The organism is Mycobacterium sp. TH-M15 (assembly GCF_057473705.1).
In genome coordinates this window covers 1-7,075 of record NZ_JBYCLB010000558.1, presented here as the reverse complement: position 1 = coordinate 7,075, position 7,075 = coordinate 1, and the positions used below count along the sequence as shown (strand labels likewise).

Annotated in this window: 6 protein-coding genes and 1 pseudogene; 5 read left to right on the top strand and 2 right to left on the bottom strand. The window is 70.4% G+C overall.

All coding sequences use genetic code 11. The annotated features are described in order from the left end of the window. The first annotated feature begins 157 nt into the window (after positions 1-157). The gene (locus tag AC2VNT_RS13620; RefSeq protein ID WP_486947367.1) at positions 158-748 is read left to right on the top strand and encodes an MTB12 family secreted protein; all 591 of its coding nucleotides are present in this window, start codon (positions 158-160) and stop codon (positions 746-748) included. Between the two features lie 198 nt (positions 749-946). Here AC2VNT_RS13620 and AC2VNT_RS13615 read toward each other — a convergent pair whose 3' ends face one another. Beyond that, on the bottom strand, positions 947-2,578 hold the full coding sequence (locus AC2VNT_RS13615; RefSeq protein ID WP_486947366.1) for a xylulokinase: 1,632 nt from the start codon (positions 2,576-2,578) through the stop codon (positions 947-949). After that, positions 2,575-3,984, bottom strand: a complete 1,410-nt coding sequence (locus tag AC2VNT_RS13610; RefSeq protein WP_486947365.1) for a pyridoxal phosphate-dependent decarboxylase family protein — start codon at positions 3,982-3,984, stop codon at positions 2,575-2,577. Before AC2VNT_RS13610 ends, AC2VNT_RS13615 begins: the two co-directional genes overlap by 4 nt. 118 nt (positions 3,985-4,102) lie before the next feature. On the opposite strand from AC2VNT_RS13610, the gene hrcA reads away from it, so the two are divergent. From hrcA to AC2VNT_RS13590, 4 genes and pseudogenes are all read left to right on the top strand, one after another. Next, a complete protein-coding gene (gene hrcA, locus AC2VNT_RS13605; RefSeq protein ID WP_486947364.1) occupies positions 4,103-5,149 on the top strand; it encodes a heat-inducible transcriptional repressor HrcA in 1,047 nt (348 codons plus the stop codon). A 42-nt stretch (positions 5,150-5,191) separates the two neighbouring features. Beyond that, complete coding sequence (gene dnaJ, locus AC2VNT_RS13600) at positions 5,192-6,325, top strand: molecular chaperone DnaJ (protein ID WP_486947363.1); 1,134 nt, start codon at positions 5,192-5,194, stop codon at positions 6,323-6,325. 107 nt (positions 6,326-6,432) lie between these two features. Continuing rightward, positions 6,433-6,636 (top strand): annotated as a pseudogene (locus AC2VNT_RS13595) (type II toxin-antitoxin system Phd/YefM family antitoxin); the annotation flags it as partial. Positions 6,637-6,773: 137 nt separating this feature from the next. Continuing rightward, entirely contained in the window at positions 6,774-6,983 is a 210-nt protein-coding gene (locus tag AC2VNT_RS13590; RefSeq protein ID WP_486947362.1) for a hypothetical protein, read from the top strand. The last annotated feature ends 92 nt before the right edge of the window (positions 6,984-7,075 follow it).

Below are 7,075 nucleotides of genomic sequence, written 5' to 3'. Positions count from 1 at the left end.
CTGCCATCGAACCCATACCGACAGCCTCGCCGACCACCCGGTTCAACCGCAGAAACGACACACCGGATATCGCCGGTTACTGACCCACGCACCTAGCCGCTGGAACCGCAGCATGAACGGGTTGGAATCCCCCGGCTTCAGCCGTGGGGAGGACGTCATGGCGTTAGACTGCGCCGGACGACCACGCCGGCAGGAGGCGTCGGTGCACCTGATCAAAGGGGACGAATCCATGGCTCGATCACCGTTGACTGCCCGGATCGCGCTCGGGGTGGCGGGCGCCGCCGCCGCTGCCGTCGTGGGTGCCGGCGTCGGATCCGCCGATCCCGCTGGGCTGCCGGCGCAGCGCGGCATCGTCGACGCGCCGCTGCCGCTGGACCCGCCGCCCGCGCCGGCGCCGGGCGCACCCCTGCCGACCGGCGACGAGGTGGCCGGCATGCTGACCCGGCTGACCGATGCGGGCATCACCTACAAGGAGAAGGGCGACCTGGTCGAGAACGGCATCACCCAGGAGGAAGGGCACGGGCTCGACCACGAGCTGCGCAAGGCCTACCGGGACGGCGAGCTGCCGTTCACCTTCGACGTCGGTCCGGTGCTGCCCGCGGGCCCCAACCAGGCCACCACCACGGTGACCATCTCCGGTCCGAAGAAGGCGCCGCAGCCCACCCCGGTCATGCTGGTCGACCAGGGCAGCTGGGTGCTCTCGCACGACTCGGCGACGGCGTTGTTCGGGATGCTCGCCCAGCACTGACCGCTGTTCGAGACACCCGGTCGAGAGCGGCCGTCTCCGACGTGAAGGGGTCCTGTCGTGCTGGTCGACCGGAATGGCCACTGGTTGCTCACCAACGACTCGGCGATCGAGGCGCTGCCGGAGCTCACCGACCTGGACAACCGTTACCAGCACCGCCGCCGCGGGCACCCGGTCCGCCGCTGCCGCCGTTCATGCCCATCATTCCTTGAGCCGGGCGAACATCCCCTTCTGCGCCCGGTACAGCCCCGGGAACTCGGCGAACAGCCGGTCGTAGACGGCGCGGTTCGCGGCGTCCGGCTGGAAGACGACGTCGACCCGGACCAGGTCGCGCAGCTCGTCGCGGTTGATCTCACCCATGCCCAGCCCGGCGAAGAGCGCGGCGCCGCGCAGCTGGGCGTTGAGTGGGTCGGCCACCCGTTCGCACGGGCGGCCACACACGTCGGCGATGATCTGGCACCACAGGTCGGACTGGGCGCCGCCGCCGATGATCCGGATCGGGCTTCGGCCGCCGGTGCCGGCGAACTTGTCGACGTGGCGCAGCAGCCAGCGGCTGTTGTAGGCAACGCCTTCGAGCACCGCGCGCACCAGGTCGGCGCGGGTGGTGGCGAGCGACAGGTTGTGGAACCCGCCACGGGCGTTGCGGTCGTTGATGGGGGAGTGCTCGCCCTTGAGCCACGGGGTGAAGATCACGCCGTGCGAACCCGCGGGCGCGGATCCGGCCAGCTCGGTGAGGGCTTGGTAGCCCACCCCGGGGTGATCGGCGCGGCTCGACGTGGTGTCGGACCCGGACGGTCCGAACAGTCCGACCATGCCGGCGACCCCGAAGACGTTGTCGCGCAACCACTGCAGCGCCCGGCCCGCGGTGTCCTGGTTGTTCACCAACAGATAGCTCGACGGGTCGATGCCCGGCACCGTCGCCATCTGGTGCAGCGCGTCGGTCTTCTTGGCCGACATCGGGCAGCCGATCCACGACGTGGTGGAAATCGTCAGGTGCAGGTCGCGCGGGCGCACCGCCCCGGAACCGATGGTGGCGCTGTGCAGATCGGGTGTACCGGTCACCACCTGCGCGTCCGGCGAGATGCCGAGGTCGGCGGCGACCCGGGGGGTCACCGGGCCGATGATCGACCCGGTCGGCACCAGTGGCGGCAGCTTCACCCGATCGACACCGGTCAGCCGCACCAGGACGTCGTCGTAGCCGAGCGTGGCGAGGTCGCGGTTGTCGGTGAGCCAGGCGCCCACCATCGAGGCCGGGGAGGCGGCGGCCCGGCCGGTGAACCGCATGCTCAGGTAGTCGACCGGCTCCAGGTACCAGCGGGTGGCCGCGCTGGTCTTCGGCTCCCCGTGTTGCAGGTAGAGCATGTGGCCGATGGGATCGTCGCCGCTGAGCGCGGGTATCCCGCCGCTGCGCCGCAGCCAGGTCGCCACCGCACGCGGCCGGTAGCCCTGCACCGGGCCGGCCAGCGCCCGGGCGCTGTACGGCGCGCCCCGGGTGTCCATCCACATCACGCACGGCCCCACCGGCCGGCCGTCGGCGTCGACCGGGACCGTGCTGGCCCACTGCCCGGTGATCGAGACGCCCACCACCTGGTCACCGCGCACGCCGCTGTCGGCGATGCCGCGCCGGGTGACGTCGCCGACGATCGTCCACCACTGCCCGGCGTCCTGGGTGGCGGTGCCGCCGTCACCGTAGTCGGTGCGCACGGCGACGTGGTCGGACCAGAGCACGGTGCCGTCCAGCGCCACCAGCCCGACCTTCGGCCCGCCGGTGCCCAGGTCGACGGCGAGCACTACCCGCTCGGACCGGCTCGTCGGCGCGGCGGGGCCGGTCATGAAACGGGTGGCAGCGACTGCTGGGTGTCGAGCATCTGCTCCATGAACCCCTCGATGAACTGGGCGGCCTCGGCGGTCAGGCCGCCGGGCACACCGCCGTAGACCGCGGCGCCGGCCGCGGGCTCGCCGAGAGCGGTCTTCTTCTTCGCGTATTCCACCGCGTCGTCGAGGTCTTGGGTGAACGCCTGCACCACGCCGGGCTGGGTCTGCGGGCGGGTGACCGCCATGTGGATCGCGTTGGGGTACTGCTGGCCGTTGAACCGCCAGCCTTTCGGCTTCATGGCGTCGGCGACGTGGTAGATGTCGAACTCGTCGGAGCGGAAGCTGAAGCAGAACGTCGGGCTGCCCATGATCGTCAGCTCCGGGTGGCTGCGCACCGCGGCCTGCATCGCGGCGGCGGTCTCGAAGATCGCCCGGGCGTAGCTGCGGTAGCCGTCCCGGCCCAGCTGCACCATCGACGCCCAGCTGGCGGCGAGCAGCCCGCCCGACCGCGACCCCTCGATCCCCGGCGACATGTACTTGCCGCCCGACCAGTCCGGCAGGTAGAAGTACTGCGCGTTGCGGTACGCCTTGTCGGCGAACAACAGGGTGGAGGCGCCTTTGAGCGCGTAGCCGTACTTGTGGGTGTCGGCGGAGATGCTGGTGACGCCGGGGACCCGGAAATCGAAGAGCGGGATGTCCGGTATTCCGGGGATGCCCAGCTCCTGGCCGAACGGCAGGATGAACCCGCCCAGGCAGCCGTCGACGTGCAGGCCGACCCCGCGATCGAGGGCCAGCTGACCCAGCTCGGGGATCGGGTCGACGGTGCCGTAGCCGTAGTTGCAGGCCGAGCCCATGATCGCGATCGTGTTCTCGTCGATGTTGTCGGCCACCCAGTCGACGTCGACGCACGTGGTCTGCGGGTCGACCGGCGCCTTGCGCAGCTCGATGCCGAACAGGTGGCAACCCTTGTCGAACGCCGGGTGCCCGGTCTCCGGTTTGATGAAGTTCGGCCGGCCGATCTTGCGCTGTTGGGCGGCGTGGTCGCGGTAGGCGAGCAGCGCGTGGATGATGCTGCCGGTGCCGCCGGTGGTGACCATCCCGGCCGGCTCGGTGTCGGTGACCGCCTCGGCGTGCATCAGGTCGAGCGCCATCGCGATGATCTCGCCCTCGAATTTGGTCGCGCTCGGGCAGATGTCGCGTTGCAGGATGTTCACGTGCGCGAACAGGCCGAACGCCTGGTCGAGGAAGCGGTAGTGCTCGTGGTCGCCGCAGTACATGGTGCCGGAGACCCGGCCGGTCTCCCAGGTGCGGTCTTCGGCCGCGGCCATCGCGCGCAGCTCGTCCAGCACGTCGTCGCGGGGCCGGCCGTGTTCGGGGAGCACCCGGTTGACGCCGAAGCGGCCGGTGTAGGGGAAGTCAGACACGGTGTGATGCCCTCCTGTCTCTCCGCGAGAGTGCACATAGACACGGCGAACGGCGCAGATGCGCATACTTCCGTGCACGCCCGCGCCAAAAAACACGTCGAAAAGTAACCTAGTCGCTATGAGCATCGCTGACGACCGCCGCTTCGAGGTGTTGCGCGCCATCGTCGCCGACTTCGTCGCCACCAAGGAGCCGATCGGGTCGAAGGCGCTACCGGAGCGGCACAATCTCGGTGTCTCGTCGGCGACGGTCCGCAACGACATGGCCGTGTTGGAGGCCGAGGGGTACATCGCCCAGCCGCACACCAGCTCCGGACGGGTGCCCACCGAGAAGGGGTACCGGGAGTTCGTGGACCGGATCGAGGAGGTCAAGCCGCTCTCGACGGCGGAGCGCCGGGCCATCCTGTCGTTCCTGGAATCCGGGGTCGACCTCGACGACGTGCTGCGCCGGGCGGTGCGCACCCTGGCCCAGCTGACCCGCCAGGTCGCGGTCGTCCAGTACCCGACGCTCTCCGGGTCGACGGTCCGCCACCTGGAGGTGATCGCGCTGACCCCGGCCCGGCTGCTGCTGGTGGTCATCACCGACTCTGGCCGGGTGGACCAGCGCATCGTGGAGCTCGGCGACACCATCGACGACCACCAGCTGGCCACGCTGCGCGAGCTGCTCGGTCAGGCGCTGGAGGGCAAGAAGATCCCGGCGGCGTCGATCGCGGTCGCCGAGCTGGCCAACTCGCTGTCCGGCGCCGGGCCGGGCGAGCGGGGCGCGCTCGGTGACGCGGTCGGTCGGGCGGCGACGGTGCTGCTGGAATCGCTGGTGGAGCACCGGGAGGAGCGCCTGCTGCTGGGGGGGACCGCAAACCTGACCCGCAACGCCGCCGACTTCGGCGATTCGCTGCGGTCCATCCTGGAGGCGCTCGAGGAGCAGGTCGTGGTGCTGCGGTTGCTGACCGTGCAGCAGGAGGCCGGTAAGGTCACGGTGCGCATCGGCAGCGAGACGGAGGCGCAAGAGATGGCCACCACGGCGATGGTGTCCACCGCGTACGGTTCGCCGGGTACCGTCTACGGGGGGATGGGGGTCCTGGGGCCCACCCGGATGGACTACCCGGGAACTATCGCTAGTGTCGCTGCGGTTGCTGCGTACATCGGTGAAGTTCTGGGCACCAGGTAGCGGCGGCTACCGAAAAGCGTTGGAAGCTGGGAGAGGTCAGGCGTGGCACGCGATTATTACGGACTGCTGGGCGTGGGCAGGGACGCAGGCGACGCGGAGATCAAGAGCGCCTATCGCAAGCTGGCCCGCAAATACCACCCGGACGTCAACCCGGACGAGGCGGCGCAGGCCAAGTTCAAGGAGATCAGCACCGCCTACGAGGTGCTCTCCGATCCGGAGAAACGCCGGATCGTCGACCTGGGCGGCGACCCGCTGGAGAGCGGCGCGGGCAACGGCTTCGGCGCCGGTTTCGGCGGGTTGGGCGACGTCTTCGAGGCCTTCTTCGGCGGCGGCGCCGCATCCCACGGACCGGTCGGGCGGGTCCGGCCCGGGTCGGACTCGCTGCTGCGGATGCGGTTGACGCTGGCCGAGTGCGCGGCCGGGGTGACCAAGCGCGTCACCGTCGACACCGCGGTGCTCTGCGACCGGTGTCAGGGCCGCGGCACCAACGGCGACTCCCGGCCGGTCAGCTGCGACACCTGCCATGGCCGCGGTGAGGTGCAGAGCGTGCAGCGCTCGCTGCTCGGCCAGGTGATGACGTCTCGACCGTGCCCGACCTGCCGCGGTGTCGGCGAGGTGATCCCCGATCCGTGCGGCAAGTGCGGCGGCGACGGCCGGGTGCGCGACCGGCGGGAGATCAGCGTGAAGATTCCGGCCGGGGTCGGTGACGGGATGCGGGTGCGGCTGGCCGCGCAGGGGGAGGTCGGCCCCGGCGGCGGCCCGGCCGGCGACCTCTACGTCGAGGTGCACGAACAGGCCGACGACGTCTTCGTCCGCGACGGCGACGACCTGCACTGCACGGTCTCGGTGCCGATGGTGGACGCGGCGCTGGGCACCACGGTCACCGTGGACGCGATCCTCGACGGGCCCACCGAGATCACCATCCCGGCCGGCACCCAGCCGGCGTCGGTGACGACGCTGCGCGGCCACGGCATGCCGCACCTGCGCTCCGGGGTGCGCGGGAACCTGCACGTGCACGTCGAGGTCGTGGTCCCCGAGCGGCTGGACGGGCGGGAGACCGAGCTGCTGCGGGAGCTGAAGACGCATCGGCACCAAGACGGCGCCGAGGTCCGCACCCGGCACGCCGGCGGCCAGGGGTTGTTCAGCCGGCTGCGGGAGACGTTCACCGGCCGGTGATGCGGTCGCGCTCAGGACGGCCCGGGCCCCGGGGGGCGGTGATGGGCCGATGGTATCGGCCATGAACAAGCCCGCTGTCGGCCCGTATAGGGCCTAATATGTGGGGCGTGCGGATCACCAAGAACGGCGCGCCGGCGGCGGTTCTGGTCGGCGCCGACGAGTGGGAGTCGATGCGGGAGACGCTGTTCTGGCTCTCCCAGCCGGGTATCGCCGAGTCGGTCGCTGCCGCGGAAGCGGACATCGCGGCTGGACGCACCTGCGGTGAAGACGAAGTCCGGGCCCGGCTGGGCGTTCCCGCGCGTCGTGACTGACCTGCAGCGCCGGATTATGACCGGATGCTGGGCGAGTTCTGCGAGCAGTTCGCTCAGGCGCCGTATACGGCGTTTACTGATCATCCGGTGGCCGATGAGTTGGCCGCGGTGTACACCAAGGCGGTTAGGGGAGTGTGATGGCAGGCAACGAGATCGAGATCGAGCCGGTCGGGTTGGTGTCGGCGGCGATCGCCGAGCGGATGAGCAGCTGGGCGGGCCATGATGCCACGATCGCGGCGGCGGCCAGTGCCAGTGCGGCCCACCTGGACGCGGCGGCGACGGGTGCGGCCACCGAGTTCGTGGCCACCGACGCGCAGAGCGCGGCTGAGTTCGGCAAGCTGATCTGACCCGATTCCACGAGTAAGTGGGGGACACGCGCCGCGAATAGGCGAAGGGTGCCGCTCTGACCTGGGATGATGGTGTTTTCCAAGACATGATC

Bases quoted from the DNA above. Each gene is read 5' to 3' on its own strand.
- AC2VNT_RS13620 (WP_486947367.1), top strand. From the start codon at position 158: ATGGCGTTAGACTGCGCCGGACGACCACGCCGGCAGGAGGCGTCGGTG.
- AC2VNT_RS13590 (WP_486947362.1), top strand. From the start codon at position 6,774: ATGGCAGGCAACGAGATCGAGATCGAGCCGGTCGGGTTGGTGTCGGCG.
- AC2VNT_RS13615 (WP_486947366.1), bottom strand. From the start codon at position 2,578: ATGACCGGCCCCGCCGCGCCGACGAGCCGGTCCGAGCGGGTAGTGCTC.
- hrcA (WP_486947364.1), top strand. From the start codon at position 4,103: ATGAGCATCGCTGACGACCGCCGCTTCGAGGTGTTGCGCGCCATCGTC.